The following is a 15,290-nucleotide window of genomic DNA, read 5'->3' on the forward strand; positions in this document are numbered from 1 at the left end:
CGCGTCCAACATTCGGTCGAGCGAGTCGATATCCAACTGAAAGATTCTTTTGCAAGCCAAAGTGACGCACTTCAGGAGGCGAGTCCCGATGACAACGACGCTCGTGTCATGCTCATGCGGCAAAGTGGAGTGCACGGCAACTGGCACACCGATAGTGACGGCCGTTTGCTACTGCGACGATTGCCGGCGCGGCTCTCGTCAAATCGATGCGCTATCCGATGCTGCGCCCGTTCTCGGTGACGATGGCGGTACTGCGTACGTGCTTTATCGTAAAGACCGGTTCGAGTGCACCAAAGGTCGCGAGTTGCTGCGAGACCTGCGTCTTAAGGAAAGGTCGCCAACGAAGAGAGTCGTGGCTGCATGCTGCAATTCGGCGATGTATCTCGACTTCGAGAAGGGACATTGGATCTCTGCGTATCGGGAGCGCTATAAGGTAGCGGCACCGCCGATACAGGTGCATGTTCAGACGCGGTTCAAGCCGCAACCGGACGGCGCTCCGGGCGATATACCGGCCTATCGCGCGTTTCCTCCAATGTTGGTTGTGAAGCTTCTGTTCACGCGGATCGCGATGGTTTTTTCGTAGGGCAATGGCGGATGTTTTCGTGTTGACGCAGATTTATCTGCACGTCCGCGTGAGACCTGTATAAACATACAGTGTTTTTTGCTGGATGAAGCACATCCCCTAGCTGTCGCGCCCAACCCGGGCGAAACCGTTACATCTGAATCATTGACAAAACAGCAACCGCAAAAGAAAGTGTGTCCACGGTCCATGGACTGTGGACACCAAGAATTTCGCTGAACATGAAAAGTCAAGATATTTTCCTTGCCCTGAAGCTTGCGGCACTCGACATGCGCGCGTCCACGGACGAACACCTGGATCCGAAGTGGAGCGTCGACCTCTCTGAGCGCGTCGGCGACATCGCGGAAACAGGCATACCGCTGGAGTTCTCCGAACGCGCGGCCGATCCCAACAGCGTCCGGGCTCTTGCAGAAGCGACCGGCCTGAGCAAATCCGAGGTAAGCAATGTACTCGCGCGCCTCGCCGACTCCGGCCTCGGGCGCCAACGCAGTGGCGAACGATTCTCCGTCAACTACCGGGCACTGAATGAGTTTCTTGTGCACGGAGTGCGCTATGTGTTTCCAGTACGCATGAAAGAATTGACGCGGGGGATAGTCACAGGTCTGACGGCGCCCGTATTCAATGAGCAGATTCTTCACGCTCCTGCCGATCACGTTCCAGTCTGGCCGGATCCGAAGGGCGATGTGTCCGGAGCGGCAGTCGAACCCCTGTATCGGACGGTGACAACGGCCGTCAAACAGGACCTCCTGCTTTATGAACTGCTGGCGCTCGTCGACTCTATTCGAATTGGCCTACCGCGCGAGCGCAATCTTGCCATCTCTCTCCTGAGCGACCGTCTCAAACACTAGATATGGCATATGAAGATCATGTCGCGATGATCCGCGCCGTCGCCAGAGCGCTGGGTCCCGAACTCACCGACGAAGTTGCATTCGTAGGCGGTTGTACGACCGCCCTGCTGCTCACGGACCACTATACGTTGACCCAGGTCAGACATACGAATGATGTCGACGTCATCGTGCGCGTCGTTCACATGGTACGGCACGGCTGCGTGCGAGGCGTCGTCGCTGCAGCAGCAGCCACGACGCGGGAATGACGAACATCGAAAGAAGCGGCGCGGTGATCATGCCGCCGACCATCGGCGCCGCAATCCGCTGCATCACCTCCGACCCGGCGCCGTGCCCAACCATGATCGGAATCAGGCCCGACAACACGACCGCCACCGTCATCGCCTTGGGTCGCACGCGCAACACCGCCCCTTCGCGGATCGCTTCGATGAGCGTGGCTTCGTTCAGCGGTTCGCCCGCTTTCAACCGGCGGTTCAGCGCTTCCTTCAGGTAAAGCAGCATCACCACGCCGAATTCGGCGGCCACACCCGCCAGCGCGATAAAGCCCACCGACGTCGCCACCGATACCGCATGCCCAAGCATCCAGATCAGCCAGAAGCCGCCGACCTGCGCGAACGGCACCGTCGACATCAACAACAACGCATCAGCCGCGGAATTGAACGTGACAAACAGCATCACGAAGATCACGACCAGCGTGACGGGAATCACCGTGCGCAGCTTCGCGGCCGCACGCTCCAGATATTCGAACTGCCCGGCCCACGCGATCGAATAACCGGGCGGCAACGTCACCTTCTCCGCGACCGCCTGCTGCATCGCATGTACCGCCGACGCAAGATCGACATTGCGGATGTCGACGTACACGTAGCCCGCCAGCCGCGCGTTTTCACTGCGGATCATCGGCGGCCCGTCTTCGATCGCGATATGCGCGACGTCGCCGAGCGTGATCTGCGCGCCCCGGCTGGTAACCACCGGCAGCTCGCGCAGTTTGTCGAGCGAATCGCGCACTTCGCGCGGATAACGGATGTTGATCGGAAAGCGCTCGCGGCCCGCAATCACTTCGCCGACGTTGTCTCCGCCGACTGCCGACGACACGACGTCCTGAATGTCCGCCACCGCCAGCCCGTAGCGGGCCGCCGCCTGCCGGTCGATATCGACGTTGATATAGCGCCCGCCATTCAGCCGTTCCGCCAGCGCGGAGGTCACGCCACGCACGTCTTTCACCGCGGCTTCGACCTGCGCGGCCACCTTGTCGATCTGCGTGAGGTCCGGCCCGGAGATCTTCACGCCCACCGGCGTCTTGATACCTGTCGACAGCATGTCGAGACGATTGCGGATCGGCGGCACCCATACGTTCGAAAGCCCCGGCACCTTCACGGTCCGATCCAGTTCGTCGACCAGTTTCTCCGGCGTCATACCCGGCCGCCATTCGCTGCGCGGCTTGAACTGGATGGTCGTTTCGAACATCTCGAGCGGCGCCGGGTCGGTTGCCGAGTCGGCGCGGCCCGACTTGCCGAACACCGTCTTCACTTCCGGCACGGTCTTGATCAGCCGGTCGGTCTGCTGCAGCAACTCCGAGGCCTTCTCCACCGAGATGCCCGGCAGCGCGGTCGGCATATACAGCAGGTCGCCCTCGTCGAGCGGCGGCATGAACTCGCTGCCCAGGCGCGATAGCGGAAGCGCGGTAAGCGCGAGCGCGACTGCCGCGAGTCCGATCACGAACCATGGCCGCCGCAAGGTCGCATCGAGCAGCGGCCGATACAGCTTCACCAGCACGCGATTGAGCGGATTGGCCGTTTCGTGTGGAATGCGACCGCGGATCAGATAGCCCATCAGCACCGGCACGAGCGTCACCGAGAGCCCCGCTGCCGCCGCGATCGTATAGGTCTTGGTAAACGCGAGCGGCGCGAACAGCTTGCCCTCCTGCCCCTCCAGCGAAAACACCGGGATAAACGACAGCGTGATGATCAGCAGCGAAAAGAACAGCGCCGGCCCGACTTCAGCCGCCGCGGTAGCGATCACCTCCCAGCGTTGCGCGCCGACGAGAGGCACGCCGGGATGCTCGTGCTCATACGCTTCCAGATGCTTGTGCGCGTTCTCGATCATCACGATCGCCGCATCGATCATCGCGCCGATCGCAATCGCAATGCCGCCCAGCGACATCAGATTCGCGTTGACGCCCTGGTAGCGCATCACGATAAATGCGGCCAGCACACCAAGCGGCAGCGACAGGATCGCGACCAGCGCACTGCGCAGATGAAACAGAAACACCGCGCAGACCAGGCCGACGATGATGAACTCTTCGATCAGCTTGTCCGTCAGGTTGTCGACGGCGCGCTCGATCAGCTGCGAGCGGTCGTAGGTGGTCACGATGTCGACGCCTGCCGGCAGCGAGCGCTTCAGATCGGCGAGCTTCGCTTTCACACCTTCGATCGTGGTCAGTGCGTTCTTGCCCGAACGCATCACGACGACGCCGCCCGCCACTTCGCCCTGACCATTGAGCTCGGCGATGCCGCGGCGCATCTCCGGGCCGATCTGGATGCGCGCGACATCGCCGAGCAATACCGGCGTGCCGGCTTCGTCGGTGCGCAACACGACGCTGCGGAAATCGTCAAGCGAATGCAGATAACCCGACGAACGCACCACGTATTCCGATTCGGCCAGTTCGACCACCGAGCCGCCTGATTCCTGGTTGGCCTTGCCAAGCGCATCGGCCACCTGCTGCTGCGTGATGCCATAAGCGCGCAGCCTGTCGGGATCGAGCACGACCTGGTACTGGCGCACCATGCCGCCGATGCTGGCCACCTCCGAAACGTCGGGCACTGCTTTCAGCTCGAACTTCAGGAACCAGTCGTTGAGCGCGCGTAGTTGTCCGAGATCGTGATGGCCGGTTTTATCGACCAGCGCGTATTCGTAGACCCAGCCGACGCCGGTCGCGTCCGGTCCAAGCGATACCGTCGCGCCCGGCGGCAGACGGCTTTGCACCTGGTTCAGATATTCAAGTACGCGCGAGCGGGCCCAGTACTGATCGGTTTTATCGTCGAACAGTACGTAGACGAACGCGTCGCCGAACGACGAATACGCGCGGATCGTTTTCGCACCGGGCACGCCGAGCAGCGTGGTCGTCAGCGGATAGGTCACCTGGTCCTCGATGACCTGCGGCGCCTTGCCCGGATACGACGCCTTGATGATGACCTGGGTATCCGACAGATCGGGCAACGCATCGAGCGGCGTCTCGCGCAGCGAGTAGACGCCCCACGCGACCACCAGCACGGTGGCCAGCAATACAAGGAAGCGGTTCTGGATGGACCAGCGGATTACGCGCGCGATCATTTGGCACCTCCGGCGGGTTCGACCTTCGTCAGCTGATAGCCGTCGCCGGATTGTCTGAAGACGAAGTGCACCGTGTCGCCGGTCTTTACACCAGCGAATGCATCGGGCGCGGGCTTGCTGAAGGTCATCGTCATCGCGGGCCAGCCGAGCGCCGGTATCGGTTGATGCGAGAAGGTCATGGCCTCGGGCGTGATCTGTTCGACCTTGCCGGTTGTCTCGTAAGTCATTGCGGCGGCGGTGGGCGTTGCATGCGTCGCGGCCGGCGACATCGCATCGCTGGCCATTGCGCTTGCCGCGGCAGTCGTCATTGCTCCACTGGCCATTGCATTTGCTGCGGCAGTCGTCATTGCTCCACTGGCCATTGCATTTGCCGCGGCAGTCGTCATTGTTCCACTGGCCATTGCATTTGCTGCGGCAGGCGCCATTGCTCCACTGGCCATCGCATTTGCCGCGGCAGGCGCCATTGCTCCGCCGGCCATCGCATTTGCCGCCTCAGGCACCGGCGCACCACTGGTCGTCGCCGATTCGATGCGCGGCAGCACCGATTTCAGGCTGGCTTCGGAGTCGATCAGGAACTGCCCCGACGCGACTACCGTATCCCCATCGTTCAATCCGCTCAGCACTTCGGTTTCGTTGCCGATGTCGTTGCCGACCGTCACATTGGCCGGCTGCAAACGCCCGTCGCCGTTCCTGACGATCACCACCGAGCGCTTGCCGGTCGTAATCACCGCCTCGGACGGCACCAGCAGCCGCGCCACCGGTTTCGCGCCGCTCACGCGCACGCGCATCAACATACCGGGCGTGAGCCGGCCATCGGCGTTGTCGATCTCAAGGCGAGCCTGCAGCGTGCGGCTCGTCGTGCTGATGCCGGGCAGAATTTCGCGGATGCGCCCGCTGAAATGCCGCGTTGGATCGCCGCTGAACGTCGCGTCGACATTCATGCCGGGGTGAGCATCGAGAGCGAGCGATTCAGGAATCTCGACGATGAGCCACAGCTTCGACAAACCGGCGACTTTGGCGAGCGTCTGTCCGGGCGTCACCATCGCGCCGTCGCGCACATTCAGTTCGCTGACTACGCCGGTTTCCGGCGAAGCCAGCACGATATGCGTTTGCGCGGTGCCGGTGCGATCGAGGCTCGCGATCACGCCATCGGGAATCGACATCGCACGCATGCGCGCGCGCGACGCCTGCAACAACCCGCTATCCATGCCGCTGCGCTTGAGCGCCAGATATTCCTCCTGCGGCGCGAGCCAGTCGGGCACGAACAGCGATGCGACCGGCGCGCCCTTTGCAATGCGCTGCATCGGCGCACTCGCATACAAACGGTCGATATAGCCAGCGACACGCGATTGCACGACATCAGCCTGCGATTCATCGAATTGCGTGGTGCCGACCGCATCGAAGCCTTGTGCGATGTCGCGACGATGAACGGTGGCATAACGAATGCCGAGATCCTGCTGCAAGCCCGGATCGATCTTGATACCGGCACCGCCGCCGTCATCCGCATAGACCGGCTGCAGTTGCATATCCATGAACGGCGATTTGCCCGGCTTGTCGAAGTGCTGGTTCGGCACCATCGGGTCGTGCCAGTACAGCACCTTGTGGCCGCTTTGCGAGTCGCCCTTGTCCATCGCCGAAGACGAAGACGGAGTCGACACGTCCATCGGCGTCGCGTTCGTCGGCACCGCGCGATGAGCGCCGGCAAGATATCCAGCTGCAAGCAACGCCACGCCGGCAAACAGTGACGCGACCGCCTGTACGATTAGCTTCCTGTTCATTGTTGTCCTCATTGGTCAGCGGTCGCGATCAGTTCGGGAGGCAGCACCTGGTATTCGAGACTCGCCCAGACCAGCGAAACCTGCCGTTCGAGATTGAGCACCCGAAGCTGCGCTTCGAGCTGCATATGCCGCGCTTCGAAGGCATCGGCGAGCGAGCCGGCTCCGGACCGATAGGCCGCGTTGGCCAACTGCACTTTCTGTTCAGCAGCGGGCAATACCGTCTGCCGCAGATTGGCCAGCCGCTCGCGGCCACTCGCCAGCTTTGTCGCAAGGCTCTCGATACCCGCCATCACCTGGCGCTCGGTGTCTTCGTAGTTGAGCCGCGCCTGTGTGCCCATCTGAGACTTCTGCTCGACGTCGCGGTCTTCGAGGTTTCTCCGGTTGATCGGCAACGGAATCGACACGCCGAACGACACGTAATCGGAGAAATTTCCACCGCGCTTGAAATAGGTCAGCCCCCACGTCCAGTTCGGATTGCGGTCGCTGCGGGCGACATCGGTTGCCGCGTCGGCCACCGAAATGCTGGCGCGTCCTGCGATCAGCGCCGGCTGAACCTGCGCGACCTGCTCGGCGCTCATGCCGGACACCGGCGAATCGAGCAGCGGCGTCTGGTCGGCGACGTCCAGCACATTGCCGGCCGCGGTCCAGCGCGACAGTTCGATCAACGCGGCTTTTTCGTCCTGTTGCGCGTCGATCAGTGCGTCGCGCGCATTGCCGAGCGCGACGCGCGCCTGCGCGATGTCCGCGGCGCTGCCTTGCGCACCGCGATACGACGCCTGACGGGCAGCGAGTTCATCGTTCAGGTGATCGACCAGCGCTTCGTTCAGCGTCACGGCTCGCTTTGCGTAGACCGCGTTCAGCCATGACATCGCGGTTTGCTGCCTGACTTCGGCGAGCTTTTCCAGGTACGTCGAGCGGTCCTGATCGACGGTGCGATTGGCGAGCGCGGTACGCAGGCGACGCTTGGCCGGCGAAACCCACTCCTGCTCGACGCCGATGCCGCGCATCGTGAAGTCGTCCTGGCCGATCGTGAACGCCTTTTGCCCGTTGATGGGCAGATCCTCGACGCTCAGCTTCAAGGTCGGATTGGGCAACTGCCCCGCCTTGACCACCACCGCCGCATCGCCGGCAACGCCCGCCTGCGATGCCTGGATCGACGACGAGCGGCTTTGCGCGACCTGCAGCGCCTGATCCAGCGTCATGCCGGCGCTCTGTGCCCACACGGCGGCAGGCGCGGCGAACATCACGCATACCGCGAGCGCGACAAGACGCGACGCGGCCCGCCGGTTGTCCGGCGGTGAAAATGGGAAAACCATGTGAACCCCGAATGGTCGAGCCGGCCCACGCCACGGCTAGAACAGGCGTAGCGGCTCACGTCCTGACACAGGACGAACGTCACCGCGCACCGGCGGTGTACCGGAAGATCGGAGGGTTACAGCGAACGCGGAGGTCGCCACATGCCGTCCGGCGCGCGGACGGAGAGCGACTGCGAATAGTGGAAAACAACCCGGTGATAAGGCGCAGCAGGACGAACGACCGCGGCCTGTGGCCCGGGATGATAGAGACTGCCGAACTGGCATTGCGCCGTCATCTTGCAGAAGCCGGCTTTTGTTTTGCCATCTGCCGACGGCTTCATCGAATCGCAGCTAGACATCGCGGCGGACATCGTGTTGCCGTCCTGCATCGCGACCGACGATTGCATCGGACACTCACCGGCCAAGCCGCTCGCTGCCAGCCCACTGATGGGCAGCACCGCGCACAGCAATAGCAGGAGAAGAGTCCGAAGAAGTTTCATGATTCGTGGCGCAGCAGGCAGCGCGCAAGTGGCGGTATCTTACCGGGTTCCAGAAGCTTGTGCGTCGTCGGGCGCAGTCGCTGATGGCAGCATACTGTGCAACTGAAACAGGCAGGCCGCTTTCCAGCCGTTTTCAGCCGCTTTCCAGCCCGGGGCCGATGGTCCAACGGCAGGCGCGCAACACCACCAGGAGACCGCAACTACCGTGAGACTCGACACGACAACCGTCCGGCTAGTCCTCGCGATCGTCGAAGACGGCAGCATCTCGCGAGCCGCGAACCGGCTTGGCCTTGCCGTCGCGGCTGCCTCTCGCCGCGTGTCGGACCTCGAGGAACAACTCGGCGCGAAACTGTTCCGGCGCGTGCCGCACGGCGTCGAGATCACCGAATCCGGCGACAAGCTGCTGCAATACGTCCGCCAGATCGACAATCTGGTCGATCGTCTCGAAGGCGATGCGCGAGCGCTCCACGATGGACTCGACGGCCGCATCATCATCGGTGCGCCGAAGGCAGTGGTGATCGAGTTTCTCGCGCCGGACATCGCCAACATCCAGCGCAAGTATCCCGGCATCTCGCTGAAAATCGTCGAAGAAAACAGCAAGGCGGTGCAGCAACTGCTGCGCGATAAAGTGATCGACGTCGGCATCTACGAGACGAAAAGCGGCTATCTCGACCTCGCGAAAACACCGTATCGCGACGACCATCTGGTGCTGGTCCATAGCCGCGCGCACTATCGCTTTCCCAACGCGCCGGTCGGCATCGAAGCACTGCTGGACCTGCCGGTCGTCAGTCTCGGCAAGGGCTCGGCCATCCTGTCCGCGGTGCAGCGCGCGTATCACAGCCACGGCCGGCAATTCACCAACAACTTCTCGGTGGCCGGTTTCGACACGATGCTCGCGCTGGTCCGCCATGGCCTCGGTGTCGGCCTGATGCCGCCGGACGTGTTGCGTAGCTTCCATCCCGAACGAGGGTTGGGTTCCGTCGAACTGCAAGGCGACTGGCATCACCGCAGCTACGTGCTCTCGTGTGTCGAAGGTCACGCGCAACCGCAGGCGCTCCACAACGTCGTCACCGAACTGCTCGCCGGGCAGGCGCAACGCTAGCCCCGCTTTCGCGATTCGCGAAACCAGACATGCTCGCTGCATGCTTGCGGCGGCCTGAGCGCTGCGCGACAGTTGCGGGGCCGACTCATATCCGGAGACTTGTCCGGAGACTGGCGGCGGATGCCGATACGGCCGCCGCATCCACCGCTTTCACTGATTTCCTGATTCCGATCATTTGACGCAGGCCCGCTTCCACCCGGGCCTGACCGAGTGCGGGCGCTGTCGCCGTCGCGCGGCTGCCGCTCGCCCAGACACTAGCCAAGGAGACTTCGTATGACGCAATCGACACAATCCGCGCACCTGCCGCTGCAGGGCATTCGCGTGCTCGATGTCAGCCAGGTGATGGCCGGCCCGTTCGCCTGCATGCTGCTCGCCGATCTGGGCGCGGACGTGATCAAGGTCGAGCCGATCGAAGGCGATCAGACCCGCGGCGCGATGGGCTTCAAGATGAAGGGGCCCGACAGCATGGGCTTCCTCAATATGAACCGCAACAAGCGCTCGCTGTCGCTGGATCTGAAAAGCGACGAAGGCCGCGAGTTCTTCTACAAGCTCGCGAAAACCGCCGACGTGATCGTCGAGAACTACCGTCCGGGCGTCGTGCAGCGTCTGCATATCGACTACGAGACGATCCGCGAGATCAATCCGAAGATCGTCTATGTCAGCATCTCGGGCTTTGGCCAGAGCGGCCCATGGGCCTCGCGTCCGGGCTTCGACCTGATGGCGCAGGCGATGTCCGGCGTGATGAGCGTGACCGGTTACAAGGGCGGCAAGCCGGTCAAGTCCGGCGTGCCGGTGGCCGACATCGGCTGTGCGCTGTTCGCGGTCTACGGGCTGCTGTCCGCATACATCGGCGCGCAGAAAACCGGCGCAGGCCAGCATATCGACGCGTCGCTGTTCGATTCGGCGATGGCGTTCTCGATCTGGGACATGTCGGATTACTGGGGCACCGGCGTGCCGCCGACGCCGCTTGGCACCAGCAACAAGATGAGCGCACCGTACCAGGCCGTGAAAGCGCGCGACGGCTACTTCGTGATGGGCGCGACCAACCAGAAGCTGTGGACGAAGCTATGCGAGCTGCTGGAGCGCGCCGACCTCGTCCGGCATCCGGAATACGAAACCGTGTCGCTGCGGCTCAAGAACCGCGAGGCGCTGATCGAAGCGCTCGAGCAGGAGTTCGCCAAGCGCGACTGTAGCGACTGGATCGACACGATGCTCGCCGCCGGCATTCCCGCCGGCCCGATCCTGTCGTACCCCGAGGCGTTCGGCAGCGAGCACGCGCAGCATCGGCAGATGTGCATGGAGATCGATCACCCGATCGAGGGCAAGGTCAAGAACATCGGCTTTCCCGTCAAGCTGCTCGGCACGCCGCAGCAGGTACGGCGCCATCCGCCGCTGCTCGGCGAACACAACGACGAGTTGTACGCTGAAATCAACGGGACGGCGTCATGAGCGAACCCATCACCGTCACCCTTCACGCGTCGGGCGCCGCGGAGATCGTGATCGATCGCCCGGAGCGTCACAACGCGATGTCGATCCCGATGTACCAGACGCTGCTCGAACTGATCGCGCAGTGCGAACGCGATTCCGCGGTGCGTTGCATTCTGCTGCGCGGCGCGGGGGGCAAGTCGTTCGTGTCGGGCACCGACATCGGCTACTTCACCGAGTTTCGCGACGGCCGTGATGGCGTCGCGTATGAAGCGCTCGTCGAGCAGGTGATCGGCGCAGTGGAACGTATCGCGCAGCCGACCATCGCGGTCATCGACGGCTGGGCGGTGGGCGGCGGCCTTGCGCTCGCGACTGCCTGCGATTTCCGCATCTGTACCGACACGTCGCGCTTCGGCGCGCCGATCGCGAAGACGCTGTCGAACACACTGTCGTCGCGCAATATCGCGCGGCTTACCGCGGCGTTCGGCGTACCGCGCGTCAAGAAGATGCTGATGCTGGCCGACACTCTCACTGCACAAGACGTGCTGGGCTGCGGCTATGTCTACGAGGTGTGCAGCCGCGACGCACTGGAACAAACCGCAGCGACGCTCGCGCAGCGGCTGATCGCGCTATCGCCGGTCACGCAGCGTGCCGTGAAGGAAAGCCTGCGCCGCCTCGTCGTCGAGCAGCGGCTGGACGACGAGGACCTGATCGAACAGGTCTACGGCAGCGCGGCGTTCCGTGACGCGGTGATCGCGTTCACGTCGGGTTCGTCGAAGCGCTAGCCGAAGCAACATAACAGGAGGAGACATGAAACGCATTCGACTAAAAGCGACGACAAGCGTGCTGCTGATGCTGTGCCTGATGTACATGATCACGTATATCGATCGCGTGAACATCAGCACGGCCGCTGGGCAATTCAAATCCGAGCTCGGCCTTAGCAGCACGCAGATCGGCGTGATCTTCTCTGCGTTCGCGTATCCGTACGTCGTGTTCCAGTTTATCGGCGGCTGGGTTAGCGACCGGTTTGGCGCGAAGCGCACGTTGATCTGCTGTGCGTTGATCTGGGCGGTAGCGACGGCGCTCACCGGCCTCGCGGGTGGTTTCGCCACGCTGGTGGCCGCGCGCCTGCTGCTGGGTCTGGGTGAAGGCGCGACCTTCCCGGCTGCTACGACTGCGATGGCCACCTGGTTCGCCAAGGACAAACGGGGCATGGCGCAGGGCATCACGCACTCGTCCGCGCGGCTGGGCAATGCGATCGCGCCGATTCTGGTTTACTCGCTGATCAGGGCATTCGACTGGCGGTTCTCGTTTTACCTGCTCGGCGTGCTGAGTCTCGGTTGGGTCGTGATGTGGTACCTGCTGTACCGTGACGTTCCGGCGCGTCACCCCAATATCACCGAATCGGAACTCGCAGCGATTCCCGCTCCTCGCGAGCGCATCGTCGATCCCAAAGGAACCACCGCGCGACTGTTCTGGCGAATGCTGCCGGTATCCGTCGTGTATTTTTGCTATTGCTGGATCCTGTGGTTGATGCTCGACTGGATGCCACTCTACTTCATGCACAGCTTCCATCTGAACATCAAGAAGGCTGTCGTCTTTACGACAGCGGTGTTCGTGGCCGGTGTGGTCGGCGATCTGGTCGGTGGCCTGCTGACCGACGCGCTGCTGCGCCGCACGAATAACCCGGTCTGGTCGCGAAGCTATCTGGTGGGGGCGTGTATGGCCTTGACCGGGCTCTCCCTCTTGCCGGTTTTGTTCTTGCACGATCCGATGGTTTCGCTGGTCTTCCTCGCGGCAGCGATGTTCTTCAACGAAATGGGCGTAGGACCCATGTGGGCCGTTCCAATGGACATCGCTTCTTCCGAACGATCCGGCACCGCGAGCGGCATCATGGCCAGCTTCGGCAACACGTCCGCGATTATCTGCCCGATGGTGGCCGGCTTTCTGCTCGATCGCACCGGCAACTGGAACATGACGTTCCTGCTGTCGATCGGCATCATGATTTGCGGCGTGGTGCTGGTGTTTGCGATGCGACCGAACAAAGCCTTTGTCGTTAGCCGGCCCTCTGCGCGAAGCCACGATATGAGCTTCACGCAACCGACACCGGCGGAAGCGAACATTGGGCCGTCAGAATAATTTTCGAAGCGCACGGAGCGCATCATGATCAGGAACATCAATGCAGGTTCGTTGAACGTCGCATACCTGGAGGAAGGTCAGCCGGATGGCTGGCCTGTGGTTCTTCTTCACGGCTTTCCGTACGACGTACACGCGTATGGCGAGGTCTCGACGATACTCGCGGCGGCGGGTGCGCGGGTTATCGTTCCGTATTTGCGCGGATTCGGCGCGACCCGTTTTCTGTCGTCCGCCACGCCTCGCTCCGGACAGCAGGCAGCATTGGGCGCCGATGTGCTGGCTCTGCTCGATGCGCTGTCGATTCCTGCGGCGATTCTGGCGGGCTACGACTGGGGCGGACGTGGCGCGTGTATCGTGTCGGCGCTTTGGCCTGAGCGGGTGACGGGGCTGGTCTCGTGCGGCAGCTATAACATCCACAACATTGCGTCGGCACTGACACCTGACACGCCGGACAACGAGCATCGTCTCTGGTATCAGTATTACTTCCATAGCGAGCGTGGCCGTGCGGCGCTCATAAAAGATTCCGCGTCGTTTTGCCGGCTGCTGTGGAAACTCTGGTCGCCCACCTGGACGTTCGACGAGGTGACCTTCGAGAGGACCTCTTCAGCATTCGATAATCCTGATTTTGTCGAAGTGGTGATTCATTCGTATCGGCATCGTTACGGCCTCGTGGATGGCGACCCGGCGCTCGAAGAGATCGAGAGGCTACTGGCGCAGCAGCCGGATATTGCGGTGCCGACCATTACGATCGACGGCGCGGATGACGGCATTCGGCCTGCCGGGTCTGCTAGCCACGCGAAACGCTTCAAGGGTCCTCATGAGCATCGGGTGATCCCAGGCGTTGGCCACAATCCCCCGCAAGAAGCACCGAAGGCATTTGCGGACGCGGTGATTGCCGTTAAGGAGGGCCTGCGAGGGCGCAGGGCTTAGTCGCGCGGCGACGAGGATCCAAAATCAAAGCTGCGAATCAAGCAACGCCACGGCGCGTTCCAGCAGCTTTTCCGACAGCGGCCGGCGTCGCCACTCATCAAGCGTGATGCGTTTCGCGCGTGCGACGTCGCCGTCGAAAATCGCCGTCTGCTGCCGCGCGAAATCGCGATCGTAGATGTTGAGATTCGCCTCGTCGTTGAGCTTGAACGAGCGGCTGTCGAAGTTCGTCGAGCCGACCGACGCCAGATACTCGTCGACCACCATCAGCTTGCAGTGGAACATCGTCGGCTGATACTCGTACATCTCGACGCCTGCCTCGAGCAAATCGCCCCAGCATGCGCGCGACGCCTCGCGCACCGTATGCGTATCGATGTGCTTGCCCGGTGTAATGACGCGCACCTTCACGCCGCGCTTCGTGGCCTCGACGATCGCGTTGATGGTCAGCTTGTCCGGCACGAAGTACGCACTCGACAACTGGATGGAATGCGTTGCGGCGGTGATCGCCATCAGGTACATCAGCTGCATATCGTCGCTGCCACCCGACGGTGAACTGCTGAACACATGCGCGAAACCCTCGCCCGCAGCGTCGATCTTCGGAAAATACAGCGGGCCGTGCAGCACATTGCCGGTCGCCTTGACCCAGTTGTCCATAAAGACCGCCTGCATCTGTCCGACCGCCGGGCCTTCGACGCGAAAGTGCGTATCGCGCCAGTGTTTGTCGTCCTGCGCGTGCCCGGTCCATTCATCCGCGATACCCACACCGCCCGTGAACCCGATGCGTCCGTCGATCACCAGCAGCTTGCGGTGCGTGCGGTCGTTCATGCGGCCAAGACCTGTCCAGTGCGGCTTGTGATACTGGATGACTTCCGCCCCCGCCTCGCGCAACATCTGCAGATAGTGCTTGTCCATCTTCGACGACCCGACCCAGTCGAGCAGCACATGCACAGCGACACCCGCGCGCGCCTGGTCGGACAGCGCACGGGCGATTTCCTCGCCGATCGCGCCGGACCAGTAAATGAAGGTTTCGAAGGTGATCGTGTGGCGCGCCGAGCGAATGCCGTCGAGCATCGACGGAAAGATCGCATCGCCATTCACAAGCGCCTCGAAGCGGTTGCCGCCGATCACGGGCGGCCCGAGCAGCAGCCCCATCGAGCGTGTGAACTGCGGATCGTTGCTGGCGTATAGTCGTTCGATCTTGTGTTCGATCTTCTTTTCGCCGCTCGTCAAGTTCGCGATCAGCAGTACGACGATGAGCGTCACCACGACCGTCACGGCAATCAGGGCAAGCGTCGGCATATGCGGGGCCTCGTGTAGCGCAGCGTTGTCCAGGCCCGTTAGTGTACGGGCGTTCCCAAAGGTGAATGAAGCA

Annotated in this window: 12 protein-coding genes; 7 read left to right on the forward strand and 5 right to left on the reverse strand. The window is 62.5% G+C overall.

Going from position 1 to position 15,290, the window contains the following annotated elements; translation table 11 throughout:
* Window positions 1-88 precede the first annotated feature (88 nt).
* Together ACYVNQ_RS38065 and ACYVNQ_RS38070 are read left to right on the forward strand one after the other, a co-directional pair.
* On the forward strand, window positions 89-583 hold the full coding sequence (locus tag ACYVNQ_RS38065; protein ID WP_460911113.1) for a GFA family protein: 495 nt from the start codon (window positions 89-91) through the stop codon (window positions 581-583).
* A gap of 218 nt (window positions 584-801) precedes the next feature.
* Window positions 802-1,428 (forward strand): MarR family transcriptional regulator, encoded by a 627-nt coding sequence (locus ACYVNQ_RS38070; protein ID WP_460911115.1) that lies wholly within the window; start codon window positions 802-804, stop codon window positions 1,426-1,428.
* Window positions 1,429-1,590: 162 nt separating this feature from the next.
* Here ACYVNQ_RS38070 and ACYVNQ_RS38075 read toward each other — a convergent pair whose 3' ends face one another.
* The 4 genes from ACYVNQ_RS38075 to ACYVNQ_RS38090 all read right to left on the reverse strand — a co-directional run bounded on the left by ACYVNQ_RS38075 (window position 1,591) and on the right by ACYVNQ_RS38090 (window position 8,328).
* Entirely contained in the window at window positions 1,591-4,755 is a 3,165-nt protein-coding gene (locus ACYVNQ_RS38075; protein ID WP_460911117.1) for an efflux RND transporter permease subunit, read from the reverse strand.
* Window positions 4,752-6,533 (reverse strand): efflux RND transporter periplasmic adaptor subunit, encoded by a 1,782-nt coding sequence (locus tag ACYVNQ_RS38080; protein WP_460911119.1) that lies wholly within the window; start codon window positions 6,531-6,533, stop codon window positions 4,752-4,754. The genes ACYVNQ_RS38075 and ACYVNQ_RS38080 overlap by 4 nt, the downstream gene beginning before the upstream one ends.
* Before the next feature lie 8 nt (window positions 6,534-6,541).
* On the reverse strand, window positions 6,542-7,849 hold the full coding sequence (locus ACYVNQ_RS38085; RefSeq protein ID WP_460911121.1) for a TolC family protein: 1,308 nt from the start codon (window positions 7,847-7,849) through the stop codon (window positions 6,542-6,544).
* Window positions 7,850-7,965: 116 nt separating this feature from the next.
* On the reverse strand, window positions 7,966-8,328 hold the full coding sequence (locus ACYVNQ_RS38090; protein WP_460911123.1) for a hypothetical protein: 363 nt from the start codon (window positions 8,326-8,328) through the stop codon (window positions 7,966-7,968).
* Window positions 8,329-8,533: 205 nt separating this feature from the next.
* Here ACYVNQ_RS38090 and ACYVNQ_RS38095 point away from each other — a divergent pair, with 205 nt between their 5' ends.
* The 5 genes from ACYVNQ_RS38095 (at window position 8,534) to ACYVNQ_RS38115 (ending at window position 13,921) form a co-directional block, all read left to right on the forward strand.
* Complete coding sequence (locus ACYVNQ_RS38095; protein ID WP_460911125.1) at window positions 8,534-9,430, forward strand: LysR family transcriptional regulator; 897 nt, start codon at window positions 8,534-8,536, stop codon at window positions 9,428-9,430.
* A gap of 273 nt (window positions 9,431-9,703) precedes the next feature.
* Entirely contained in the window at window positions 9,704-10,879 is a 1,176-nt protein-coding gene (locus ACYVNQ_RS38100) for a CaiB/BaiF CoA transferase family protein (protein WP_460911127.1), read from the forward strand.
* Window positions 10,876-11,640, forward strand: a complete 765-nt coding sequence (locus ACYVNQ_RS38105) for an enoyl-CoA hydratase (RefSeq protein ID WP_460911129.1) — start codon at window positions 10,876-10,878, stop codon at window positions 11,638-11,640. The genes ACYVNQ_RS38100 and ACYVNQ_RS38105 overlap by 4 nt, the downstream gene beginning before the upstream one ends.
* 25 nt (window positions 11,641-11,665) lie before the next feature.
* A complete protein-coding gene (locus tag ACYVNQ_RS38110; protein WP_460911131.1) occupies window positions 11,666-12,994 on the forward strand; it encodes an MFS transporter in 1,329 nt (442 codons plus the stop codon).
* Between the two features lie 24 nt (window positions 12,995-13,018).
* Complete coding sequence (locus ACYVNQ_RS38115; protein ID WP_460911133.1) at window positions 13,019-13,921, forward strand: alpha/beta fold hydrolase; 903 nt, start codon at window positions 13,019-13,021, stop codon at window positions 13,919-13,921.
* 24 nt (window positions 13,922-13,945) lie between these two features.
* On the opposite strand, the gene cls is transcribed toward ACYVNQ_RS38115, so the two are convergent.
* A complete protein-coding gene (cls, locus tag ACYVNQ_RS38120) occupies window positions 13,946-15,217 on the reverse strand; it encodes a cardiolipin synthase (RefSeq protein WP_460911135.1) in 1,272 nt (423 codons plus the stop codon).
* Between the last annotated feature and the right edge of the window lie 73 nt (window positions 15,218-15,290).

This window comes from Paraburkholderia jirisanensis (genome assembly GCF_054782355.1).

Bases quoted from the DNA above. Each gene is read 5' to 3' on its own strand.
- ACYVNQ_RS38065 (WP_460911113.1), top strand. From the start codon at position 89: ATGACAACGACGCTCGTGTCATGCTCATGCGGCAAAGTGGAGTGCACG.
- ACYVNQ_RS38070 (WP_460911115.1), top strand. From the start codon at position 802: ATGAAAAGTCAAGATATTTTCCTTGCCCTGAAGCTTGCGGCACTCGAC.
- ACYVNQ_RS38075 (WP_460911117.1), bottom strand. From the start codon at position 4,755: ATGATCGCGCGCGTAATCCGCTGGTCCATCCAGAACCGCTTCCTTGTA.
- ACYVNQ_RS38080 (WP_460911119.1), bottom strand. From the start codon at position 6,533: ATGAACAGGAAGCTAATCGTACAGGCGGTCGCGTCACTGTTTGCCGGC.
- ACYVNQ_RS38085 (WP_460911121.1), bottom strand. From the start codon at position 7,849: ATGGTTTTCCCATTTTCACCGCCGGACAACCGGCGGGCCGCGTCGCGT.
- ACYVNQ_RS38090 (WP_460911123.1), bottom strand. From the start codon at position 8,328: ATGAAACTTCTTCGGACTCTTCTCCTGCTATTGCTGTGCGCGGTGCTG.
- ACYVNQ_RS38100 (WP_460911127.1), top strand. From the start codon at position 9,704: ATGACGCAATCGACACAATCCGCGCACCTGCCGCTGCAGGGCATTCGC.
- ACYVNQ_RS38105 (WP_460911129.1), top strand. From the start codon at position 10,876: ATGAGCGAACCCATCACCGTCACCCTTCACGCGTCGGGCGCCGCGGAG.
- ACYVNQ_RS38110 (WP_460911131.1), top strand. From the start codon at position 11,666: ATGAAACGCATTCGACTAAAAGCGACGACAAGCGTGCTGCTGATGCTG.
- ACYVNQ_RS38115 (WP_460911133.1), top strand. From the start codon at position 13,019: ATGATCAGGAACATCAATGCAGGTTCGTTGAACGTCGCATACCTGGAG.
- cls (WP_460911135.1), bottom strand. From the start codon at position 15,217: ATGCCGACGCTTGCCCTGATTGCCGTGACGGTCGTGGTGACGCTCATC.